Source organism: Acinetobacter sp. YH12218, from assembly GCF_013417925.1.
Taxonomy (GTDB): domain Bacteria; phylum Pseudomonadota; class Gammaproteobacteria; order Pseudomonadales; family Moraxellaceae; genus Acinetobacter; species Acinetobacter amyesii.
Window position 1 is genome coordinate 1 of sequence record NZ_VPDB01000017.1, and the last position, 21,104, is coordinate 21,104.

The following is a 21,104-nucleotide window of genomic DNA, read 5'->3' on the forward strand; positions in this document are numbered from 1 at the left end:
AAACTCTTCAGTTTAAAATCAATAGTACATATAGTGTACCAATCTTGGCTCATCAATTACTGACAAAAATTTGCTCAAATAAACTTCGAGTAATTTCTACCATCAATCAATGAAAATAATTTCGATCAATCAATCAGTAAAAATCCACACAAGTTGTTCTTCATAATCTCTTAATGATCTTCTTGCTGGTTCGTCACCAACAAGCTAGGTCGGCTATATTACTCTTTATTTCTAAAGAGTCAACCGGTAATTCAAATTATTTTTAAACTTTTTTTCTAAAACCCAACTTAATCAATTCAACCAAGTCATTGTTTTATCAGAAGTTTTAATCTTCATCACCGCCGATGGATGTGCATTCTACAGCATTTCACATTCGTTGCAACACCCTTTTTATGATTTATTTTACGCATGTCGCTTTTTTAAACACATAAACATTCTTTTGTATTATTATTGGGCTATATACGCCCTATTTCATATAATAAAACGTATATGCACCCAATTTTCATTCCATTTAATTTAAGACATTTTTGATTTCGTATGGTTGTTTTTAAAAAAACTGCCTATTTAATAATGGCGTGCTCCATTTCACCCTTATTATATGCAGCTCCCACAGCAAATATTTTCACAACCACTTTCTCTATTTTGAGTTATGCCAAGTGGGAAACCACTTCACCAAAATTTTGCGTGATTAATAATTCAAGTTTAGTCAATGATTTTAAAAAACTTGCGCCAACCCACAGCACTTATAAAATTACAGCCATCAATGTGAATGACATCAAATCCAGTCATTGCCAAGTTTTATTTTTTTCCAACCTAACAGCAAAAGAAGAACAAAACATTTTAAACAGCCATGTCAATTTCCCCGCCCTCTCTCTAAGCAGTAACAATAGTGAGTGTGAGTCCGGCAGTGCATTCTGTTTGTATAAAAAAAATCAGAGTTATTCGTTTAAAATTAATATGGAAAGTCTAACGCAGTCACAAATACATATTGATCCACGCGTTTTATTACTGGCGAAGTCATCGGAGTCAGCTGAATGAAACAACTCTATAACCCAATTACATTACACCAATTATTTACACGTTCGCAGCTCACCATCTTTGCTTTAACTTTTACGATTTGTTCTGCGATTTTTTTGGTGATTTCCACCTATACCATGCATACATATGCAAAAAACAGCTTAACGATTTTATCGAACGCGATAAACGAACGCGTTCAACCTGCTGTGGTCTTTAATGACCAAACAACGATGCGTCAAATTTTAAATGAATACACCCAACTGTATCCTATTCGCTCTATTGAAATTACAAACCATCAAAATGCATCGCTTGCTCATGCCGAGCAACAAGAAATTTCAACATTTTCCAGCCAAGCGATTTTGGATTATTTCTTTTTTAGCCAACCGATTCGTTTAGATATCCATCATGATCAGAAAAGTTATGGCGAACTGATCGTATATGGAAACTCTTCAGATTTAGTTAGTTTCTTCCATAAAATTTTGCTGGGTTTATTTTTAGGTTTTATTCTTTTATTGGCTACTGTGTTTTGGTCGGTGAACTCTGTTTATCAATACTTAATGCAATCCGTTCGCTCTATTGTTGAATCAGCTCAAACCATTAGTATTAAGAAAGATTATAAAATGCGGGTTTCAAACTCTGATATTCAAGAATTACACGCACTCAGTACCGCCTTTAATGGTTTACTTAGTGAAATTGAACAGTCAAATAAAAACTTAATTTCAGAAAATGACAAGCTAATTCATCTAGCACGTCATGATGCATTAACCCAATTACCAAATCGCAATTATTTTTATGAAAAGCTGTTTGAGCTATTTGACTTACAAGCGAACGCTGCTGTGTTCTTTGTCGATATTGAAAACTTTAAACATGTGAATGACCAATATGGTCACTTAGCTGGGGATGCAGTACTGCGTGCCTCATCATATTGTTTAAAACAAGCACTGCCAGATAATGCTTTCGTTGCGCGACTCGGTGGTGATGAATTTGCAATTATTATCAATCGTTTAAATTTCCTGACAGAACTCGAAGTCTTTTGTCACAAAATACATGAATGCTATGGTTCCACATTTGTTTATGAGCAACATAATATTGCATTACAAGCTAATATTGGTGTGGCACTGATCCAAAATGCGAAATCGCCAGAAGATCTAATCGCAGATGCGGATCGCGCCATGTATGATGCTAAACTTTCGAATAATCATTGGTGCATTGCACCACAACGCCCAACTCATAGGATTTGCTATGTTAAAGAACGCATTTAAAGTTTTATTTATACTTGCATTCACGGCCACTATGACAGCCTGCATGAGTTTAGGTAACTTAAGCTATAAACAAGCACGTATGCTTAAAAAAGAAGGTTTTGTCTTGACCAATGATGGTTGGACACTTGCCCTACCAGAACGACTTTTATTTGGTTTTGATGATTATCAAATACAACCTCACCAACAAGGCAAGTTAAATACACTCGCCACTCAACTGATTAAATATGACCTAAATAAAATTAAGTTTATTGGTCATACGGATAATGTTGGACAAGCCAATTACAACCAACAACTGTCAGAAAAACGTGCGCAAAGCGTCGCAAACGTCTTTTTAAAGCAAGGTTATAACAGTTCAAATATTCAAATTATTGGCCGTGGTGCTGAACAGCCGATGGTTTCCAATGACACCGAAACAAATCGTGCCATCAACCGTCGTGTAAATGTCACCATCATCCCCTAAATAGCGGAATTTGGAAAAGCCACCTTCAGGTGGCTTTTTTATTTTTTATAAATTTCAGGCATAAAAAAACCGCTAAATGCGGCATCTTTTTCATAGTATTGCTTTTGAGATAAATGGTCGGAGCAGTAGGATTCGAACCTACGACCCCCTGGTCCCAAACCAGGTGCACTACCAGGCTGTGCTATGCTCCGCTTTCAACTTTAAAAGTTGGGGTGAATGATGGGATTCGAACCCACGACAACCGGAATCACAATCCGGGGCTCTACCAACTGAGCTACATCCACCATCATGTTCTTGCTTGTGAATAACCAATATAACGCATTTTAAATTACAGGCATAAAAAAACCGCTGTATGCGGTATCTTTTATCGACCGTTTTCTTTGAGAAAATGGTCGGAGCAGTAGGATTCGAACCTACGACCCCCTGGTCCCAAACCAGGTGCACTACCAGGCTGTGCTATGCTCCGAATTGGGGTGAATGATGGGATTCGAACCCACGACAACCGGAATCACAATCCGGGGCTCTACCAACTGAGCTACATCCACCATCACAACAAGTTTCAGATTCTAGTATCAGAACACCATTATAATGGCGCGCCTGACAGGATTCGAACCTGTGACCATCCGCTTAGAAGGCGGATGCTCTATCCAACTGAGCTACAGGCGCATTACCGATGACATAGACTATCACGCGATTTTTGCCTTGAGAAATTGGTCGGAGCAGTAGGATTCGAACCTACGACCCCCTGGTCCCAAACCAGGTGCACTACCAGGCTGTGCTATGCTCCGTTTCATCTCAGCTTTCGCTGTATCGCATATCGTGCGGTACGGTGTGCATTCTAGGCGTGACGTTGATTAACGTCAACACCTATCTTCAAAAAAACATAAAAAATCATTTCAAGCGATTATTTATCAAGCACTTTAATCATTTTTCAAGCAAAAATTAACGTTTTAAACTGGCACTGAAATTCAACATCCGATCTAAAGGCAATTTAGCACGCTCAGCCAATGCCGGATCTACAAAAATTTCCTGATCGCCTTTTTGTAAAACTTCCAGAATGCCATCCAATTCATTCATCGCCATCCAAGGGCAATGCGCACATGAACGACAAGTCGCTCCCTCACCTGCCGTCGGTGCTTCGATGAGAATTTTATTTGGTACAGCTTGCTGCATTTTATAAAAAATACCACGATCTGTTGCCACGATTAAACGTTCGTGTGGCAAGGTTTGTGCAGCCTTGATCAATTGCGAGGTGCTACCGACGGCATCTGCAATATCCACCACAGATTCTGGTGACTCTGGATGCACCAAAACTGCTGCATCAGGATACAACGCTTTCATATTGGCAATACCACGCGCACGGAATTCTTCATGAACAATACATGCCCCATCCCATAGCAACATGTCTGCACCGGTTTTCTTTTGAATATAACGACCGAGATGCTGATCGGGTGCCCAAATAATTTTTTCACCTAAACTATCTAAATGCTCAACAATTTCAACTGCACAGCTCGAGGTGACCACCCAATCTGCACGCGCTTTCACTGCTGCCGAGGTATTGGCATATACTACAACTGTATAATCCGGATGTGCATCGCAAAATTTAGTAAATTCATCGACCGGACAGCCCAAATCAAGTGAGCATGTTGCCTCTAGAGTAGGCATCAGTACGGTTTTTTCAGGAGATAAAATCTTCGAGGTCTCCCCCATGAATTTCACCCCTGCAACCACCAACGTCGTTGCTTCATGATCCCGACCAAAACGTGCCATTTCAAGTGAATCCGAAACGCACCCACCTGTCAGTTCTGCTAGTTCCTGCACTTCAGGATCACAGTAATAGTGTGCAACAAGGACAGCGTTACGTTTTTTGAGTTCCGCTTTAATTAATTCAAACTTTTCAAGCTTTGCAGCTTCCGTTAAGTGATGCTCTTTAACATCGCCCAAACGATCCAAATGCGCTTGTACAATTGATTTTGCTTCATTTGCAATTAAGTTGTTTGCATTATTCATCACAACGTCTTCTCTACCCTTAATGCCTGCTACTACACAGGTGCTTCACAACTGACCCATAAATATGGCACTTGGCTATTTTTTACCGGTCATTAAAAAGTTCCACTTATAAAAAAGCCTCACAACGGAGGCTTTTCAAAAACATCAAATATCTTATGAACGATAATCTGCATTAATCTTGACATAGTCATACGACAGATCACAGGTATACACAGTATCTTGAGCACTGCCACGCCCTAAATCTACACGGATCGTGATTTCAGATTTTTCCATCTCCGCAGCCCCTGCTGCTTCGGTATAATCTGCTGCTGCGCCACCATCTTTACAGATTTGAACATCACCCAACCAGACCTGAATTTTTTCAACATCTAAGTTTGGCACACCGGCATAACCAATTGCTGCCAAAATACGACCCCAGTTTGGATCTGATGCGAAGATTGCAGTTTTAACCAACGGTGAATGTGCAATGCTATAAGCAATATCACAACATTCTTGAGTATCTGCACCGCCTTCTACCGCCACAGTAATAAACTTCGTCGCACCTTCACCATCACGAACAATGAGCTGTGCAAGACGTTTCATCACACGTGTTAACACGTCTAAAACAGCAGCATAACGTGAATCTGTTTCTGAAGTAATTTCTACGCCACCAGCTTGACCCGTTGCAATCAAAATACATGAGTCATTCGTTGAGGTATCACCATCCACCGTAATACGGTTAAACGACAGGTTAACTGTGGTTTTCAAAAGTTGTTGCACTAACTCACGACTAATGGGTGCATCAGTTGCTACATAACTCAACATGGTCGCCATATTTGGACGAATCATGCCTGCACCTTTAGAAATACCAGTCATGGTATACAGAACCCCATCTAGCTCAAACTGCTCAGATGCACCTTTAGGTGTGGTATCTGTGGTCATAATGCCTGTTGCCGCATCCAACCAAGCATCTTCTTGTAAACTATCTAATGCGGGTTGCAAGCCTTGAACCAAACGATCAATAGGTAATTGCTCGCCAATTACACCCGTTGAAAAAGGAAGGACTTCTGTATTTTGAACACCTGCCAGTTCCGCCAGTTTCGCACATGTCGCTTCAGCATTTGCCATACCGATTTTGCCAGTACCTGCATTGGCATTTCCGGTGTTAATCACTAAATAACGTGGATTACCTGCTAATAAGTGCGCTTTCGAAATATGAACCGGCGCTGCACAAAATGCATTTTGAGTAAAAACGCCTGCAACATTAGAACCTTCAGCAAATTCAAAAATGACAAGGTCACGTCGGTTCTGATAGCGCACATACGCTTCAGCCGAACCGATTTTTACACCTTTCACCACATGCATCTGTGGCATAGATACGTCACCAACTGCCATTTTTCAACGTCCAACTATATGAGTTATAAAAAATACAGCTTAGTGCAAAAACTATAAAAAATCGAGCAGAAGCACGGTTTTGCTGTAATTTTATTGTGGATTTCTTTTGCACATAAAAAAACCAGTCTTCCGACTGGTCTTTACCACTGTTCGTCGTAAATTAGTTACGCGCCAGCTGAGTTGCTTCATCAAGAAGCACTTGTTTCGCTTTTTGTTGACTCGCAGCAGAAAGTGCTGGGTTTTCAGCCACAATACGGTCAGCATTCGCCGCATTGGCTGCTGCAATTTTCGCAGTTTGCAATACGATCGGACGATTTGGATTGGCAAAGGTATAGCGAATACCCGTACGCGGGCTTGCTACAGTCACTTGACCGTCAGTACCAACCTGTACTTGAGTTGTTGTTGGACCAACTGCTTGTTGAACTTTCTCGACAGAAGTCGTCTGAGGAGCGTTTGCAAAGGCAAAAGTTGGCAAAGCCAAAGCAGCAATCATGAACGGTTTTAGTACTTTTTTCATTGTCTTTTCCGTCTTACGGTTATTGATAGAAACTAAATAACATTTAATCTGCTGAACTGCAAATACTATTCAGGTCAGATCAGCAGTGTAAATTAAAAATCAGAGCGCGAAGGCTCTGATTTATTTGAAATTAAGCAATGTCGTTTAGATTTTACCGTGACACTGTTTATATTTCAGACCTGAACCACATGGGCACGGTGAGTTACGGCTTTCCGGTGGCACAATCACTTGCTCTGCAGGTGTATATTGCGCATCGATAATGTCATCACCATTAGCTTCAGCCAATAAATTATCAAAGTCATTGTGTGACAATTGAAGATTCATTGATTCTGCTTGAGCCTGTTTTTGAGCTTCCATTTCTGCAAGTTCTTCGGCTGTTGGTACATGAATACGAGATAAATCTGTCACGACATCTGACTTAATCACCGCAAGCATGTTTACAAATAAGTTAAAGGCTTCTTTTTTGTATTCTTGCTCAGGATTTTTCTGCGCATAACCACGTAAATGAATCCCTTGACGTAAGTAATCCATCGCTGCCAAATGCTCTTTCCAATGGCGGTCCAATGAATTCAGCATAAAGTGACGTTCTAGCATTGCAGCTGTTTCGTCACCCATTTGCGTACGACGTGAGCGGTAGTGCTGAAGAACTTCATCAGTAATACGTTCAACCAAAGCTTCTTCATCTAAACGACGATCTTGCTCTAGCCACTGTGAAATTGGCAGTTCAATCGATAGATCTTCACGAAGTGCTTTTTCAAGACCTTCAATATCCCACTGATCGTGAATAGACTCGGGTGGAATATATACTTCGATCATGCCTTTAGTCACATCGTGAATCATCGTTTCGATGTAATCTTGCAATGATGCTTCTTCAAGAATTTCATCACGTTGAGAGTAAATAATCTTACGTTGTTCGTTGTTTACGTCATCGTATTTCAATAGATTTTTACGAATATCGAAGTTACGTGCTTCAACTTTACGTTGTGCATTTTCAATCGAGCGTGACACCATTTTATGCTCAATGGCTTCATCTTCTTTCAGACCCATGGCACGCATCATTGCAACTACGCGATCACCCGCGAAGATACGCATCAAGTCATCTTCAAGCGACAAGTAGAAACGTGATACACCTGGGTCACCTTGACGGCCCGCACGACCACGTAACTGGTTATCGATACGACGAGATTCATGACGTTCTGAACCAATGATGTGTAAACCACCAGAGTTCAGCACCATTTCATGATTTTGTTCCCACTCTGCTTTCAAACGTGCTTCATCTGCTTCAGTCGGCTCTTCAATCTTCGCCAGCAACGCTTTCCAGTTACCACCTAACAGAATATCAGTACCACGACCAGCCATGTTAGTCGCAATGGTTACTGCACGAGGTGAACCCGCTTGCGCAATAATATCCGCTTCACGCTCATGTTGTTTCGCATTGAGTACTTCATGTTGAATACCAGCTTCTTTCAGCTTATCTGATAAAATTTCAGAGGCTTCAATGGTTGCTGTACCAATCAGGATCGGTGCAACACCCGCTTCATGAACACGTTGAATTTCTTGAATGATGGCGTTGTATTTACCTTCACGATTTAAATAAATTAAATCGTTTTGGTCATTACGAATCATCGGGCGATGGGTTGGAATAAGTACAACATCCAAGCCATAAATTTCTTTCATCTCTGCAGCTTCAGTATCTGCAGTACCCGTCATCCCTGATAATTTTTTGTATAGACGGAAATAGTTCTGGAATGTTGTAGTTGCTAAAGTTTGGTTTTCAGGTTGAATTTCCAAACCTTCTTTTGCTTCCACTGCTTGATGCAAACCTTCTGACCAACGGCGACCCGGCATGGTACGACCAGTGTTTTCATCGACAATGATCACTTCACCTTCGTGGATGATGTAATGCACGTTGCGTTGGTATAGGTAATGCGCACGAATGGCCGCAGAAACATGGTGTACCAAGTTTAAATTAGCAGATGAATATAAACTTTCACCTTCAGCAAGCAAGCCCATTTGAATCAATTCAGCTTCAACAGTTTCATAACCGACTTCGGTCATTTCTACAGAGCGCTGTTTTTCGTCAATCCAGAAGTGACCACCATCTGGTACCTTCTCTTCTTTTTGTGCATGAAGTTTTGGTGGGATGCTGTTAATTGCAGCATACAACTGAGATGAGTCTTCTGATTGACCAGAAATGATCAACGGTGTACGCGCTTCATCAATCAGGATCGAATCGACCTCATCGATGATGGCATAGGTTAAGCTGCGCTGTTTTTTCTCAGCAGCAGAAAACACCATGTTGTCACGCAAGTAATCGAAACCGAATTCGTTGTTGGTACCGTAAGTAATGTCAGCTCGATACGCTTGAGCTTTTTCAGTTGGGTCTTGCATTGAGTAAATAATCCCAATGCTTAAACCTAAAAATTCGAATAATGGACGGTTTAATTCAGCATCACGCTGTGCGAGATAGTCGTTCACCGTAATCACGTGAACACCTTCACCACTAATCGCATTGAGGTAACAAGCAAGCGTTCCCATGAGGGTTTTACCTTCACCGGTACGCATCTCTGCGATCTTACCTTCATGTAAAGTAATACCACCAATCAGCTGTACGTCATAATGACGCATGCCCATGACACGCTTTGCAGCTTCACGACAAACAGCAAACGCTTCAGGTAATAATTTATCAAGGCTGTCGCCTTTTTTATAACGTTCTTTGAATTCTTCAGTTTTTGCAGATAAGTCTGCATCGCTTAGAACAGATATCGTCGGCTCGAGCGCATTTATCTTCTCTACGATTTTACGCATGCGTTTGAGTTCGCGCTCATTTTTGGTACCGAAGATTCCTCCGATCAGACTTGCCAACATGAATAGACTCTCTAAATCTTGCTTGTCAAATGAATATATTTTCTTAGTCGTTATTATGGTGCTAGAAATTCGAAGTACAAGGGTTTTGCACAAAAATCCCCTTAAATATTCTGCGCTCGGGTTCTAGCCCCGGAGACTTAAGGCAAGCTAATGTAACAAATTTTCTGCAGACAACATAGTGACTCTGTCGTGAGATATTTCGCATTTATCCCCCAATAAAACTGTTTTATATGAAATATATTCATAAAGAAATGAAAAAACACTATTTTTAATCATAAAAAAAATCCTTCATATTTATTTTTGAGTTAAACAAATTCAATAAATACGGGGATATTCCATGACGATTCGTTTAGGTGATACTGCACCAGACTTTACTCAAGACTCAAGCGAAGGCAGCATTCATTTTTATGACTTTTTAGGTGACAGTTGGGGCATTTTATTTTCGCATCCAGCCGATTACACCCCAGTCTGCACCACAGAACTTGGATTTACCGCAAAACTAAAAGATGAATTTAGCAAACGTGGTGTCAAGGCCATTGCCCTGTCTGTTGATGATGTTGAGTCGCATCATGGTTGGATTAATGACATTAATAATACTCAAAATACCACGGTGAACTTCCCGATCATTGCAGACAAAGACCGTAAAGTGTCCACCCTCTATGATTTCATTCACCCCAATGCCAGCGAAACATTAACTGTTCGCTCTTTGGTGATCATCGATCCAAATAAAAAAGTCCGTTTAATCATTACTTATCCTGCATCTACAGGGCGTAACTTCCATGAAATTTTACGTGTCATTGATTCTTTGCAACTGACAGACAACCATAAAGTTGCAACACCGGCCAACTGGCAACAAGGTGAAGATGTGGTGATTGTGCCGTCATTAAAAGATGAAGAGGAAATCAAACAACGCTTTCCTCAAGGATATAACGCAGTTACGCCTTACCTTCGTTTAACGCCTCAACCTAAGTGAGGATAAAACGGAGCATTACGCTGTCCGAGCGCAAGATAAGAAGCTCTGCTGTGAGTGACCAAAGCGAAGGTACAAATTTAACTATTTTTAAGTGCAGCACCTGACCCAACTCAGAATCATAACCATAGTTAATATAGTTTTCCCCTCAGAACGAATGATGAGCCCGTTCTGGCATTCTCCAACCTGCTCATCTTCGGATGAGCTTTTTTTTGATTACAAATTCCTCTCTGGGATTAGATTGGTTAAACATCACAATTCCGTTATAACTAAGAAAAACTTGAAAACAACAAACCGTGATTCATCAAATTCATCATTTACATTGTGGTAGTTTTTGTCCAACGTGTGCCCCTTTATTTGGACAGAAAGGCTTTCGCGCACATTTGGTCTGTCATTGCCTGCTCATTGAAACAGATAAAGGGCTCGTCTTAGTCGATACAGGACTGGGCTTACAAGATTATATACATCCACAAAATCGTTTAGGTCGGTTTATTTCACGCACAGCGCAGATCAAATTTAATCCGCAACTAAGTGCGATTCATCAAATTCAAAAATTAGGCTATAGGGCTCAAGATGTTCAACACATTTTGTTGTCACACCTAGATTTTGATCATGCTGGCGGGATATCAGATTTTCCGCAGGCGACCGTGCATGTCTTAGCCAGTGAATATAACGCCACTCAAAATCTTCACAACCTTAAATCACGACTGCGCTATCGACCACAGCAGTTCCAACAGCATCGTTATTGGAACTTTATCGAAAACATCGGGACGCAAGCATGGTTTAACTTAGAGCACACTACGGGACTATCTATTTTTCAAGAGGATATTTTAATGCTCCCACTTTTGGGACATACCGCGGGTCATGCCGGTATTGCGATTAAAAATAACCAGCGCTGGTTGTTATATTGTGGCGATGCTTATTACTCACAGCATCAATTAAATCCAAATTTTCATTCGCGGGCCTTAAATCAGCTTGAGCATTTATTTGCCACCGACAATACACAGCGACTGCACACACTTCATAAGATTCAGCAGTTAGCGCAGCATCCGGACATCGATCTCATCTGCGCACATGACCCTTTCGAACTCGCTCGATATCAGAACACAAACTATGACCGCTAAAATCCTGCCAATGATCCTACTCAGTGCTAGCTTCACGGGTTGCATGACATCAAATCCATTACCGTTAAATGAACGTCCTCAGCATTGGGGGAAAGTCGTTCATCAACAGCATAATTTTTATCAAATCAGCCCAACGCTATTTCGCAGTGAACAACCTGATACAGATCTCGCCCCTGTTCTACGAGAACAGCAAATCGGTGTGATCATAAATTTACGTTCACGGCACCATGACCCAGAACGCTTAAAAAATGCTATTGATATGCAAAAGATTAATTTTGTACATATTCCGATACACACGTGGCAAATCGATCGTGAAGATTTACTGGCGGTGATGAAAACTATAAAAGTGGCTAAACAACAGCAGCAAAAAGTGTTAATCCATTGCTACCACGGCTCAGACCTTACAGGCGCGAGTGTGGCAATGTACCGTATTATTTTTCAGCATTGGTCCATTGAGGAAGCAAAGCGTGAAATGAAACAAGGTGGCTATGGCTTCCACCCTATTTGGAAAAATATAGACCGATTATTCAGCCCTGAAAATGTAAAATGGATTCAGCAGCAACTACTGAATCCATCTTATTAAAGGTCATTTCTCAAATAAACTTAGCGTTTATCGAGAGGTACCCAATCAATCACCCAAGCCGATTTCATATTCAAACTTGCATCTGAATTGATCTTTTTACGTGTTGCGTCCGCAGCATCACGGTCCTTCGAAGGGCCAACCATAATACGAATGCCTTTAGATGTAGGACTCTTCGTCACTTTATAGCCTTTTGCACGTAATTTTGCAGCGACGGCATCTGCATTGGCTTCATTGGCAGCTAGAGCAACTTGTACCATCCATTGCTTATCGCCATTTTCCAACAGATCACGTGCTTTTTCAGCTTCAGCTTTTTTCTTGGCTTCGGCTTTACGCTTTTCTTCTGCCTTGTGTTTTTCTTCGGCTTTACGCTTTTCTTCTGCCTTGTGTTTTTCTTCGGCTTTACGCTTTTCTTCAGCTTGTTGCTTCGCTTCGGCTGCTTTCTTATCTGCTGCTTTTTTCTCAGCTTCAGCATGTGCTTTACGTTCAGCTTCTTTTTGAGCATCCGCTTTACGTTTTGCTTCGGCTTTTTGTTTATCTGCTGCGATACGTGCCTGATCAGCCTTTTGCTGCGCCGACTGAGTCTCTAACTTTTTTTGAGCCGCCAACTTATCCTCAGCTAAACGCTTTTGCTTGGCTTTTTCATCTTCAACCAATTCGGGCGGAATATTATCCGAACTTTGTTGAGCTGAACGATGTGCGTTTAAAGCTGCATATTCTTCTGCTGCTTTACGTGCTGCATCCGCTTCCGCTTGTTGTTGCATCGCTAAAAATTCTGCTGCACGTGCTTCTTGCTCCGCAACCGATTTTTCACGGGTACGTCGTTGTTCTTCGAGCAAACGCTTTTCAGTTTCAACATCAACAGTCAATGATGACATTTTACCCGCACCCTGACCTTGTTGCTCAACTTGAGCCATTTCAGGGGTTTGGCTTTGATTTTGATGTATTTCTTCTTTGCCTTTAAGTAAAAGTGCAGCCAGCAGTACACCACCACCTAATAAAACAACACCACCCATCCAGCGTTGTTTGTTATTCATTGACATTCTTCCAGATACTCCCATACCGCTTCTAAGGTATGAAATGAACCACATACCAGAATCAGCTGATTATTCTTTGTTTCTTCCAGCGCGGACTTAAAAGCTAATTGCACATTGTCATAATGTTCTACGACTTGATGCTGCAGTGCGCTATCCAATTGTGTGATAGATGCCGCACGTGGCACATTTAATTGTGCAATTTTCCACATTCTTACCGTATCTTTCAATAAGTTAACGACAGAATTTATGTCTTTATCAGTCAGCATGGAGAAAACGCTGATCACTTCTGTGTATTGTTTATTGTACTGGAGGAAATTTCGCAATTGCTTTAACAAAAATTCAACACCATGCGGGTTATGTCCCGCATCGAAAATCACCGTTTTTCCTGCAATTTCTCTAACTTCAAAACGACCTTGTAACTTGGCATTGATAATCCCCTGAGCGATCGACTGCTGAGAGACCACCAAACCACTGGCCAATATTGCTGCTACAGCCGTAGAGATATTTTCGAGTGCCAAAGAACCCACGGGGAGTTTTAAGGTTGAACCTGATGAGGCAAACATCCAAGATTGTCCGTCATCACTGTACTGATAAAAATAATCACGATTGAGTACATGTAAAGCGGCTTGGCAATCTTCTGCTTTTTGACGAATGGCTTCAGGCAAAACTTGCTGCCCACCAAAAATTACGGGAATATTCGGACGAATAATCCCTGCTTTCTCAAAAGCAATTTTTTCAATGGTGTCGCCCAACCAATCGGTATGGTCTAAACCAATATTGGTAATCACTGCAACATCTGGATCGACAACATTGACCACATCAAGTCGACCACCTAGGCCTACTTCAAGTACCCATACATCGCAATGTTGCTGTTTAAAAATAACAAAAGCGGCCAAAGTGGTCGCTTCAAAAAAAGATAAACTTAATTCACATTCACGACGCGCCTGATCAACGGCTACAAAAGCATCAATCAGGATTTGGTCGGCCACTTCAACACCTTGAAGCTTTACACGTTCATTGAATCGATAGATATGCGGTGATTGGTATAGCCCCACGTTATACCCTTGGGCATTTAAAATCGCAGCCAAAGTGGTCGTGGTTGAACCTTTACCGTTTGTTCCCGCGACCGTCAGCACTTTCGCATCAGGCTGGGTTACACCGAGTCGTTCCGCAACAGGAATCACCCGTTCCAGACCCAAATCAATACCCGTAACATGAACATGGCTCCAATAATCGAGCCATGTACTTAAAGAATCAGATGCAAATGGTGCTGTGTTCAAGGCAAGTTCATCAATTTCGCTACAATACGATAAACTGTATCACGTAATGCATGACGGTGGACAATTTGATCGACTACACCATGATCAAGCAAGTATTCTGCACGTTGGAACGGTTCTTCCAATTTTTCACGCACAGTTTGCTCAATAACGCGTTTACCTGCGAAACCAATCATTGCTTTTGGTTCAGCCAAATGCACATCACCTAACATTGCAAGAGATGCCGTTACACCGCCGTAAACTGGATGTGTCAATACCACTAGATAAGGCAAGCCTGCATCTTTCATTTTTTGGATGGCAGCAGAAGTACGCGCCATTTGCATGAGTGACAACATGCCTTCTTGCATACGCGCACCACCAGAGGCAGCGAAGCAAATAAGTGGTTGTTTGAATTTAATTGCAAGTTCAGCCGCTTGAACAAAACGGTCACCAACCACAGTGCCCATTGAACCGCCCATGAAATCAAATTCGAAAGCGGTCGCAATCATTGGAATGCCTTTCAGCGTTCCTTGCATCACCACTAAAGCTTCTGTTTCACCGGTTTTTTTCTGCGCTTCAGACATACGGTCTGGATACGCTTTGCTATCTACAAATTTAAGTGGATCTTTGGCTTTAAATTCTTGACCCAATTCTTTTTGTACTTGGTCAAAGAACCAGTTCAAACGATCACGCGCTTTCATTCGCAAGTGTTCATCACACTGCGGACAAACGTAGGCATTAAATGACATTGCAGTACGAGTCACAAGTGCATGACACTCAGGACATTCAATCGTCGGCTCAGTAAATGTCGCCTTTAATGCTTGCTGTTCATCAGGTACATGAATACCTGGTACCGCACGCTCTGTCCATGGCGTAGATGCACTCAGAATTTTGCCTGTTTTTGCGTCTTGACTCATACTAACTCATCGAGCGCAGCTCGAAGCTCCTTCACTTTATTCACTGTTTCGATTACAGCTTGTTCTGGCGCTAAGTTTGCAAATTGTTTAACAAAAGCACTACCTACAATCACCGCATCCGCAGCAACACCCATGGCTTTCGCCGATGCTGCATCACTGATACCAAAGCCAACGCCGACAGGTACCTGAGTATACGATTTGATTTTTTGAATACGTGCCGCAGCTTCAGCAACGTCTAAAGTCGCTGCACCTGTCACACCTTTCAAAGAAACATAGTAGATAAATCCACTAGCTTGTTTCACCACATGCTGAATACGTTCGTCAGTGGATGTTGGCGCAAGTAAGAAGATTTGATCCATGTCGTATTTTTTCAATACTGCATCTAGATCTTTTGCTTCTTCTGGTGGAAGGTCCACCAAGAGCACGCCATCTACACCGCATTCATGTGCATAGGCAACAAACTTTTCATAGCCGATTACTTCAACAGGGTTTAAATAGCCCATCAGTACTACTGGTGTTTCTGTATCGTTTTTACGGAACTCTTTCACCATGTTCAAGGCATCTAGAGTATTGGTTCCTGCAGCAAGCGCACGCTCAGCGGCAAGTGCAATAACAGGACCATCCGCCATTGGGTCTGAAAATGGAAGACCCAATTCGATCACATCTACACCTGCCTCAACCATTTGATGTAACAAAGGTACCGTTACTTGTGGATGAGGGTCACCAGCCATAACATAAGAAACCAAGGCCTTACGCTGTTGAGATTTAAGCGTTCCAAATCGAGTGGCTAAACGTGACATAGGGTTATACTTTCCTTGAATGAATCAAAACTATGATGTGGGTTTTGTCGAAATACAAGACATCGCATTGTAACGCTATTTTTTACCCATTGAACAGGGTATACAATCCTCCGTCGGCATTTCTCATGCAAACATAATTTTCCAGAACAACCCGAAAGCATCATTTACCGATATTTCAGTTTTTTTCACAATGATCAAAGATGCCTAATTTTAGGATCTGGCAAAATTATAAGGTTTTAGATTAACTTAATTTTATCATCAAAAAAATGTTAAAAATAACAGGCTTAGCATTTACATTTTAATTTTCCTTAAATTGCAAAACCTGCTTTATACTAGCCGCATACTTTTATTTTTTTATCTCCTATGTCCTCCGATTCACAAGTGAAAGTGCCTGCTCGGGCATTTGCACTGCTCCCGCTTATTGTTTTTCTGACCATTTTTTTGGGCAGTGGTATTTACCATTCCATCATTGGAACTGAGTTTGCGTTCTATCAAGTGAAAGCCCCAGTCGCTGCTCTTCCTGCAATTGTATTGGCAATTTTGCTCTATCGCGGCAAGATCAATGACGCGATTGATACCTTTATGAAAGGTGCTAGCCACCCGAATTTGATCTTAATGTTCATGGTCTTTATGCTCGCTGGTGCTTTTGCCAGTGTCAGCAGTGCCATCGGTAGTGTCGATGCAACAGTGCAGTTGGGACTATCGATGATTGCGCCTGAGTTCGTGCTGCCCATGCTGTTTATTATTGCGGCCTTTATTGCCACAGCGATGGGAACCTCCATGGGCACTATTGCAGCCTGTGCACCAATTGCCTTTGGTTTTGCTCAAGTCACCGAAATTGAAGTGGTGTATGCCATTGGTGCTGTGGTCGGCGGTGCTATGTTTGGTGATAATCTGTCGATGATTTCAGATACCACCATTGCTGCAACGAACAGTCAAAAAGTTCAGCTTCGCGATAAATTTAGAGTCAATGTTTGGATTGCTGTTCCTGCATCGATTGTCAGCATCTGTATCTATTTATTCATGAGTCAAGGCTCACAAGCGATTGAACACAAAGCCTATAATGCGTGGCTGATCTTGCCGTATTTAGCCGTATTTATTTTGGCCTTTTCACGTTTGCACGTGCTTGCTGTACTGACCATTGGTGTCTTGTTATCTGGTTTTATTGGGTTGGTGATTCAACCTGAATTTAACTTCTTAAGCTTAAATAATTCTATTTATGACGGCTTTACCGGCATGTTTGAAGTTGCCCTGCTTTCTATTTTCTTGGGTGGTATTTCTGCCATTATGCAAAAAGAAGGCGGTTTAGAATGGCTGATTCAACGTATTTACAGCATTACACGCTGCTTTAAAGTTGGTGCTGAACGCGCAGGTGAAATTGGTATCAGTTTCTTGGTGATTTTCTCTAACCTATTTGTAGCAAACAACACTGTCGCAATTATTTTATCTGGTGACATGGCACGTGAAGTCGCCAAAGAATATGGTGTAGACCCTAAACGTGCTGCTGCGCTCTTGGATATTTTCTCTTGCGTAGTCCAAGGTCTCATTCCTTATGGCGCACAGCTGTTACTGGCTTGTTCGATCGCAAAACTTTCGCCTGTGGAACTGATTGGTAGTGTGTATTACTGTTGGGTCTTGGCGATCTTTGCCATCCTTGCCATTTTACTGCGTTATCCAAAATTAAAAGCTGCGGCATAAGCTTGGTTTAAAAGAAAGAGCGGTCGTTTGACCGCTTTTTTTAATGCTGTATGAATGGCTTTTCTTGACGAGCAATCTGCACGTTTTATTCTAATTTCAAGGCTTTTTTTCGCGCTAATAATGTCTCTCCGCTATATGCCTTAAAAGCACGTGCCAAAGCCGACTGATCTGAATAACCTAGCTGTAAAGCGATATCCGTCAAATGGGTTTGTTGTGAAAGTAGATATTCACAGCGTTTCATCCGTTCCAGCTCCAAAAGCCGCTTAAATGAGGTGTCTTTCTCCTTTAACTGTCGTTGCAGGGTTCTGACTGACAGGTGTAACTCCTCTGCTAACCATTCTATTTTAGGGGCTTGCTGCTGTAATTTGAGATAATCTGCTATGCATTGTTGCATCTGTTGAATTGGATCTGAATGTTGCGAACGAGCAGCTATCGCCTCTTCGGCTTGACGTAATAACAATTGCATCAGCGATGGATCTGCAAGTTCTGACTTTAAATCCAAACTATCGGCATGAATCACAAATGAATATTTAAGGGTCGAAAATTCCATTTGGCAACCATAAAACTTTTCATAGTGATAACGTGCCATCCGCGGCACATGTGCAAAATGAATACGGAGTAACTTTAAAGAATCTGGAAAAATTTGCTTGGCCAAATGTGCCATACAGGCCATGGTCAATTCATTCACCAACGCATATTCATCATCATGCTGTGGCCAAGACAGTATAATTTGATGATCTTGATGGCTCATATTCATCGGCACAATTTGCGCGCCATCAATCACCAAACGACTAAACCGCATCACATATTGCAAAGCATCTGCTACGCTATTACTCAGTGTCGCCATATAGCCTAACACCCCAAAATGCTCCGCACGAATATACTTGGCCATTTCAAAAACCAATTGCGGGCAATCCAGATGCTGCTGAGTCAGTTGCATGATGCTGTTAAAAAAAGAATTCGGCGATTGAGAGTCGATCGGCAAAGACAGCACATGCTGAATTTGCGCAGCATACGGCGCAATCCATTCAAGCTGTGTATAGTTTAATTCACGCTCAATTAAGACCATATTCCATAGTTGAAAGTAACCATTTGGGATCTGAATTTCAGCCATCTCGCCCCTCTTTCTGACCTGCCAATTCTGACATTTTATATTTTCATCATGGCGTAAAATGTATAAAAATTGGCAATATCTGTCAAAACAAAGTGCAATTTCTCCGACATACTGCAATCAATACGACTCGCACAGAAAAAATATCATGAATGCTATCGTCAAATATCAAGTCGAACCCATTGTTCGCACAAAGCTGAATTTTAAGTTAGAAGAAATCCCGCGCTATTGGTTTGGCGGAGACCCCTTTTTAACACGTATGTTTGATGCCTTGAGCCTAACCTTTCCAGATGGCGAGCGCTATTTTATTGAATCTGTACGTCTGTTCCGCAGTCAAATTCAAGACCCTGATTTACAGCAGCGTGTGGCTGACTTTATTCGTCAAGAAGCGCAGCACGGTATGGCGCATGACAAAATGAATATGTTGATGAAACAACAAGGCATGCCTGTCGATGCTTTCATTAAACGCTTAAATAAAATTTTTAAATTTGAACTGAGCAAGCGCTCACCTGAATACAACATTGCCATGACGGCTTCTGCCGAGCATTTGACTGCGCTGATGGCTGAAACGTTCTGTAGCCAAAAGTCCGTACTAGAATCTGCGCATCCTTATGTCCGTGCATTATTTATTTGGCATGCGATAGAAGAAATGGAACATCGCGATGTAGCTTTTGATGTGATGAAAGATGTGGCTAAGGTCGATGAAAATTTAAAGAAATTCACTCTGGTCTGGACCAGTGGATTGATGCTCGGCTTTACCTTATACCGTGCCAATGTGATGCTAAAACATGACGGCTTCAGTTTCACGGAACGTTTAAAATTAAATATGAAAGGCTTACCGTGGTTCTTTGGTAAAAATGGCACCCTCACCCGAATGAGCAAGCCATATCGAGATTGGTTTAAAAAAGACTTCCATCCGAGTCAGCATCCCATTGTGCAAAATTATGATCTTTGGTTAAAAACTTATGAAGAAACCAATGATCCAATTCAAGCTGCAGAAGTGTTTTGGCAAGCTGCAAAATAAACACTGAATAAAAAAAGCCGCATCGATTGCGGCTTTTTTATAGGCTTAGACTCACCATTTGGCATAGTGCTGCTCAAGTAAACCATATTCATTTAAGAATACAATTTCTTCGCCATCACGTTGAATTGTGCCGCTAATTTTTGCCTGCCATTGACTGAACTGACTACCAACCAATCTTAAGTTCAAGTTTTCATAGCGCCGCCAACCTGTGGTGACGATCAAATTTAAGCTGTTGTCTAATGAACTAATATTCCATTGATTATCGCCTTGTTGCTGGAACAGCACATCAGACATGGCATACAGATGTCCATTGACCCACAGACAATTTTCATTGCCAAAGCTTTCATTTACACCAGAGGCAAGATTGATCCCAACGCGTCGATTTTGACTATCCCAAAAGTTACACGACAACCAAAACCATGCGGTTTCAGGACGAAGAAAACCACAGGTATCATCTAAAGACACCAATGTCCGGTCATGGAATTGAATGGTCTTGCCTTGCTTATTGATAAAGAAGCCTTCACAGCCTAACGTCGTTAGTTTTTGAGTATAGGTCCAACCATTAATCCCTGTAGGGCTACACATACTCAGCGGATCAGTCCCCGCACAAAACACTCGAGCGCTCAGTTTGAGTTCGCCATGTTTCGACATTTGAATGTAGCGCACACCATTGGCATGCTGAATGTCCAGTTGAATCCCTGACTTGATAAAATGACTTTGATTAAATAAAGGTTGTTCATCTAAAACGGTATTGCGTGACAGGAAATTAATCGAATTCCATTCCAACACTTCATTCGTAATATGATCATACACATAGACAAAACCGTGCCCCGCCCACGCGATATCGGCGATCGCTAGACCAATCGTATAATGTTCATGCTGAATACAACAAAATTTAAATTTTTTATATTTTAAACGCTTACGCCAACCTTCAAGTCGTTTTCCATACGGTGTCTTATATTCATACTTACTTAAATCGATTCGATTGGGAAGTTCACTAAAACGCCCATAATGCGGCTGTCCATTCGGCCGTATTAAATCCATATACGCCATTCCATTGAGGTTTAAGGTCTAAATCC

General features: G+C 41.5%; 18 protein-coding genes and 6 tRNA genes. 8 read left to right on the forward strand and 16 right to left on the reverse strand.

The window, feature by feature from the left end; genetic code table 11:
- Positions 1 to 537: 537 nt before the first annotated feature.
- From FTV03_RS06735 to FTV03_RS06745, 3 genes are read left to right on the forward strand one after another with little or no spacing between them, the layout of a single operon-like run.
- Entirely contained in the window at positions 538 to 1,038 is a 501-nt protein-coding gene (locus tag FTV03_RS06735; RefSeq protein WP_180022391.1) for a YfiR family protein, read from the forward strand.
- Positions 1,035 to 2,279 (forward strand): diguanylate cyclase domain-containing protein, encoded by a 1,245-nt coding sequence (locus FTV03_RS06740; protein WP_180040638.1) that lies wholly within the window; start codon positions 1,035 to 1,037, stop codon positions 2,277 to 2,279. Before FTV03_RS06735 ends, FTV03_RS06740 begins: the two co-directional genes overlap by 4 nt.
- Positions 2,260 to 2,739 (forward strand): OmpA family protein, encoded by a 480-nt coding sequence (locus tag FTV03_RS06745; RefSeq protein ID WP_078191210.1) that lies wholly within the window; start codon positions 2,260 to 2,262, stop codon positions 2,737 to 2,739. Before FTV03_RS06740 ends, FTV03_RS06745 begins: the two co-directional genes overlap by 20 nt.
- A gap of 114 nt (positions 2,740 to 2,853) precedes the next feature.
- Here the strand turns inward: FTV03_RS06745 and FTV03_RS06750 are convergent.
- The 10 genes from FTV03_RS06750 to secA all read right to left on the reverse strand — a co-directional run bounded on the left by FTV03_RS06750 (position 2,854) and on the right by secA (position 9,508).
- A tRNA-Pro gene (locus tag FTV03_RS06750) sits at positions 2,854 to 2,930 on the reverse strand.
- 17 nt (positions 2,931 to 2,947) lie between these two features.
- Positions 2,948 to 3,023: transfer RNA gene (locus FTV03_RS06755), tRNA-His, on the reverse strand.
- Between the two features lie 105 nt (positions 3,024 to 3,128).
- Positions 3,129 to 3,205 (reverse strand) — tRNA-Pro (locus FTV03_RS06760).
- 3 nt (positions 3,206 to 3,208) lie between these two features.
- Positions 3,209 to 3,284: transfer RNA gene (locus FTV03_RS06765), tRNA-His, on the reverse strand.
- Between the two features lie 44 nt (positions 3,285 to 3,328).
- A tRNA-Arg gene (locus FTV03_RS06770) sits at positions 3,329 to 3,405 on the reverse strand.
- 45 nt (positions 3,406 to 3,450) lie between these two features.
- Positions 3,451 to 3,527, reverse strand: a tRNA-Pro gene (locus tag FTV03_RS06775).
- Between the two features lie 154 nt (positions 3,528 to 3,681).
- Positions 3,682 to 4,749: a quinolinate synthase NadA gene (nadA, locus tag FTV03_RS06780; RefSeq protein WP_180040639.1), complete on the reverse strand. Its 1,068-nt coding sequence runs from the start codon at positions 4,747 to 4,749 to the stop codon at positions 3,682 to 3,684.
- A gap of 153 nt (positions 4,750 to 4,902) precedes the next feature.
- The gene (gene argJ, locus FTV03_RS06785; protein WP_180005408.1) at positions 4,903 to 6,123 is read right to left on the reverse strand and encodes a bifunctional glutamate N-acetyltransferase/amino-acid acetyltransferase ArgJ; all 1,221 of its coding nucleotides are present in this window, start codon (positions 6,121 to 6,123) and stop codon (positions 4,903 to 4,905) included.
- 160 nt (positions 6,124 to 6,283) lie between these two features.
- The gene (locus FTV03_RS06790; RefSeq protein ID WP_078191213.1) at positions 6,284 to 6,640 is read right to left on the reverse strand and encodes a hypothetical protein; all 357 of its coding nucleotides are present in this window, start codon (positions 6,638 to 6,640) and stop codon (positions 6,284 to 6,286) included.
- A gap of 144 nt (positions 6,641 to 6,784) precedes the next feature.
- Positions 6,785 to 9,508 (reverse strand): preprotein translocase subunit SecA, encoded by a 2,724-nt coding sequence (secA, locus tag FTV03_RS06795; RefSeq protein ID WP_180040641.1) that lies wholly within the window; start codon positions 9,506 to 9,508, stop codon positions 6,785 to 6,787.
- A gap of 337 nt (positions 9,509 to 9,845) precedes the next feature.
- Between secA and FTV03_RS06800 the strand changes: the two genes are divergently transcribed.
- From FTV03_RS06800 to FTV03_RS06810, 3 genes are all read left to right on the forward strand, one after another.
- On the forward strand, positions 9,846 to 10,481 hold the full coding sequence (locus FTV03_RS06800) for a peroxiredoxin (RefSeq protein ID WP_078194127.1): 636 nt from the start codon (positions 9,846 to 9,848) through the stop codon (positions 10,479 to 10,481).
- 293 nt (positions 10,482 to 10,774) lie between these two features.
- A complete protein-coding gene (locus FTV03_RS06805) occupies positions 10,775 to 11,602 on the forward strand; it encodes an MBL fold metallo-hydrolase (RefSeq protein ID WP_180040643.1) in 828 nt (275 codons plus the stop codon).
- Positions 11,592 to 12,185: a dual specificity protein phosphatase family protein gene (locus tag FTV03_RS06810; RefSeq protein ID WP_180040645.1), complete on the forward strand. Its 594-nt coding sequence runs from the start codon at positions 11,592 to 11,594 to the stop codon at positions 12,183 to 12,185. Before FTV03_RS06805 ends, FTV03_RS06810 begins: the two co-directional genes overlap by 11 nt.
- 20 nt (positions 12,186 to 12,205) lie before the next feature.
- Here FTV03_RS06810 and FTV03_RS06815 read toward each other — a convergent pair whose 3' ends face one another.
- The 4 genes from FTV03_RS06815 to trpA are packed head-to-tail and all read right to left on the reverse strand — an operon-like array spanning position 12,206 to position 16,192.
- Positions 12,206 to 13,225 (reverse strand): SPOR domain-containing protein, encoded by a 1,020-nt coding sequence (locus FTV03_RS06815; protein WP_373683938.1) that lies wholly within the window; start codon positions 13,223 to 13,225, stop codon positions 12,206 to 12,208.
- Positions 13,216 to 14,499, reverse strand: a complete 1,284-nt coding sequence (gene folC / locus FTV03_RS06820; protein ID WP_180040647.1) for a bifunctional tetrahydrofolate synthase/dihydrofolate synthase — start codon at positions 14,497 to 14,499, stop codon at positions 13,216 to 13,218. Before folC ends, FTV03_RS06815 begins: the two co-directional genes overlap by 10 nt.
- Positions 14,496 to 15,392 (reverse strand): acetyl-CoA carboxylase, carboxyltransferase subunit beta, encoded by an 897-nt coding sequence (accD, locus tag FTV03_RS06825; RefSeq protein WP_180040648.1) that lies wholly within the window; start codon positions 15,390 to 15,392, stop codon positions 14,496 to 14,498. The genes folC and accD overlap by 4 nt, the downstream gene beginning before the upstream one ends.
- Positions 15,389 to 16,192: a tryptophan synthase subunit alpha gene (gene trpA / locus FTV03_RS06830; protein ID WP_078191221.1), complete on the reverse strand. Its 804-nt coding sequence runs from the start codon at positions 16,190 to 16,192 to the stop codon at positions 15,389 to 15,391. Before trpA ends, accD begins: the two co-directional genes overlap by 4 nt.
- Before the next feature lie 363 nt (positions 16,193 to 16,555).
- Between trpA and FTV03_RS06835 the strand changes: the two genes are divergently transcribed.
- Positions 16,556 to 17,890 (forward strand): Na+/H+ antiporter NhaC family protein, encoded by a 1,335-nt coding sequence (locus FTV03_RS06835; RefSeq protein ID WP_180040650.1) that lies wholly within the window; start codon positions 16,556 to 16,558, stop codon positions 17,888 to 17,890.
- A gap of 85 nt (positions 17,891 to 17,975) precedes the next feature.
- On the opposite strand, the gene FTV03_RS06840 is transcribed toward FTV03_RS06835, so the two are convergent.
- Entirely contained in the window at positions 17,976 to 19,004 is a 1,029-nt protein-coding gene (locus FTV03_RS06840) for an AraC family transcriptional regulator (protein WP_180009064.1), read from the reverse strand.
- Positions 19,005 to 19,149: 145 nt separating this feature from the next.
- Between FTV03_RS06840 and FTV03_RS06845 the strand changes: the two genes are divergently transcribed.
- Positions 19,150 to 20,025, forward strand: a complete 876-nt coding sequence (locus tag FTV03_RS06845) for a metal-dependent hydrolase (RefSeq protein ID WP_078191325.1) — start codon at positions 19,150 to 19,152, stop codon at positions 20,023 to 20,025.
- Between the two features lie 51 nt (positions 20,026 to 20,076).
- On the opposite strand, the gene FTV03_RS06850 is transcribed toward FTV03_RS06845, so the two are convergent.
- A complete protein-coding gene (locus tag FTV03_RS06850; RefSeq protein WP_180040652.1) occupies positions 20,077 to 21,069 on the reverse strand; it encodes a DUF2804 domain-containing protein in 993 nt (330 codons plus the stop codon).
- Positions 21,070 to 21,104: the final 35 nt, after the last annotated feature.

Excerpts from the sequence above, each read along its gene's own strand:
- FTV03_RS06735 (WP_180022391.1), top strand. The coding sequence starts at position 538 with ATGGTTGTTTTTAAAAAAACTGCCTATTTAATAATGGCGTGCTCCATT.
- secA (WP_180040641.1), bottom strand. The coding sequence starts at position 9,508 with ATGTTGGCAAGTCTGATCGGAGGAATCTTCGGTACCAAAAATGAGCGC.
- nadA (WP_180040639.1), bottom strand. The coding sequence starts at position 4,749 with ATGAATAATGCAAACAACTTAATTGCAAATGAAGCAAAATCAATTGTA.
- FTV03_RS06740 (WP_180040638.1), top strand. The coding sequence starts at position 1,035 with ATGAAACAACTCTATAACCCAATTACATTACACCAATTATTTACACGT.
- FTV03_RS06745 (WP_078191210.1), top strand. The coding sequence starts at position 2,260 with ATGTTAAAGAACGCATTTAAAGTTTTATTTATACTTGCATTCACGGCC.
- FTV03_RS06815 (WP_373683938.1), bottom strand. The coding sequence starts at position 13,225 with ATGTCAATGAATAACAAACAACGCTGGATGGGTGGTGTTGTTTTATTA.
- FTV03_RS06790 (WP_078191213.1), bottom strand. The coding sequence starts at position 6,640 with ATGAAAAAAGTACTAAAACCGTTCATGATTGCTGCTTTGGCTTTGCCA.
- FTV03_RS06800 (WP_078194127.1), top strand. The coding sequence starts at position 9,846 with ATGACGATTCGTTTAGGTGATACTGCACCAGACTTTACTCAAGACTCA.
- argJ (WP_180005408.1), bottom strand. The coding sequence starts at position 6,123 with ATGGCAGTTGGTGACGTATCTATGCCACAGATGCATGTGGTGAAAGGT.
- FTV03_RS06840 (WP_180009064.1), bottom strand. The coding sequence starts at position 19,004 with ATGGCTGAAATTCAGATCCCAAATGGTTACTTTCAACTATGGAATATG.
- FTV03_RS06835 (WP_180040650.1), top strand. The coding sequence starts at position 16,556 with ATGTCCTCCGATTCACAAGTGAAAGTGCCTGCTCGGGCATTTGCACTG.
- trpA (WP_078191221.1), bottom strand. The coding sequence starts at position 16,192 with ATGTCACGTTTAGCCACTCGATTTGGAACGCTTAAATCTCAACAGCGT.
- FTV03_RS06850 (WP_180040652.1), bottom strand. The coding sequence starts at position 21,069 with ATGGATTTAATACGGCCGAATGGACAGCCGCATTATGGGCGTTTTAGT.
- accD (WP_180040648.1), bottom strand. The coding sequence starts at position 15,392 with ATGAGTCAAGACGCAAAAACAGGCAAAATTCTGAGTGCATCTACGCCA.
- FTV03_RS06810 (WP_180040645.1), top strand. The coding sequence starts at position 11,592 with ATGACCGCTAAAATCCTGCCAATGATCCTACTCAGTGCTAGCTTCACG.
- FTV03_RS06845 (WP_078191325.1), top strand. The coding sequence starts at position 19,150 with ATGAATGCTATCGTCAAATATCAAGTCGAACCCATTGTTCGCACAAAG.